1 protein-coding gene and 1 pseudogene are annotated in these 1,109 nt (G+C 34.4%); one reads left to right on the top strand and one right to left on the bottom strand.

Annotated features, from left to right (window positions below; all coding sequences use genetic code 11):
• Positions 1-632: pseudogene (locus tag AC1DUW_RS29950) on the top strand (hypothetical protein); the annotation flags it as partial.
• Between the two features lie 171 nt (positions 633-803).
• On the opposite strand, the gene AC1DUW_RS29945 reads toward AC1DUW_RS29950, so the two are convergent.
• Positions 804-1,109, bottom strand: a 306-nt coding sequence (locus AC1DUW_RS29945; protein ID WP_477644325.1) for a DL-endopeptidase inhibitor IseA family protein, incomplete at its 5' end; no start/stop codon positions are given.

Genomic DNA, 1,109 nt, shown 5'->3' with positions numbered 1-1,109 from the left:
GGATAGCAGGGATCATCAGTACAGGTATCCAAGTGTTTTTTTGGTTAACGCTTTTATTTGCCATTTTAGAACGCACAGATACTTCAAAGGATCAGATGCCTTTAACAAAAAGTTTGAAACGATGGACTCCAGAGGATTTAAAACATATTCCGAACATTTCTAAGAAAAAAGTAATTCCTAAGATTGAGATTTTCGGAAGTTTGTTAGGTATTTCAATATTCGCTGCCGTTTATTTCAACGCAGCCAACCTCTTAGGAGTCTATGAAGGAAGAAATAACGGCCTCATTTTTGTGACACCCTCTTTTAATCAAGAGGTCTTGAATTCCTATTGGCCGCTGATTTTTTGCATCATTATCTTAGGCGTTATCTTGGCGATTTACAAGTTACTCGTAGGACAATGGACGCTAAAACTTGCCTTGTTCAATGCCATTTATCAGCTACTTTCCACTATAACTTTTATCATCATCATCAGTAATCCGAATTTATTCACTCACGAATTCATTACGTATATCTCGAATCTATTTTCTATCAATGAATGGAAAAGCTCGATTTACTGGGGAGTCATTCTAATCGATGTATTTTTTACAGTCTTGGAATCCTATAAAGGTTTTCGAAAAGCAAAAATTCATTAATACACAGAATACTTGCTGTGCTTTTTTAGAAGTGAGGTTCCGCGCCATACACAAATATGAGCCTATATAAAGAATTTTCCATTCAAACGGTAGTTCTCATAAAAAATACACCTCTTATCCAATATAGTTTTAACTATATTGGATAAGAGGTGTTTCATTTTTGCTATTTTCTTATTGAACTGCATCGAACTGATTTACTTTCCAAGTAGATCCTGACTTGTAAAAGGTAACAGTTCGGTTTACGGTGTCACCATCAACAGTAGGAACAATTAATTTATAAGATCTAACGTTTAGTTTTTGAGAGACCAATTTAATTTTTGCTTTCCGCCATTCTAACATGCTATCGCCGTCCCCTATAGGACGAGCTAATTTTCCTTTATACGTAATATATTTATACTTTGTCAGCCCTTTTTCTACTGCACTATTAGTAAATGTTTCAGTTAAGTATTTAACTAGCTTGTCTTTAGTATTAAATTC

It is taken from the genome of Peribacillus sp. P4_C12 (genome assembly GCF_056402095.1).
The sequence above is the reverse complement of the archived record's forward strand: the minus strand, read 5'-3'. Positions and strand labels throughout refer to the sequence as shown.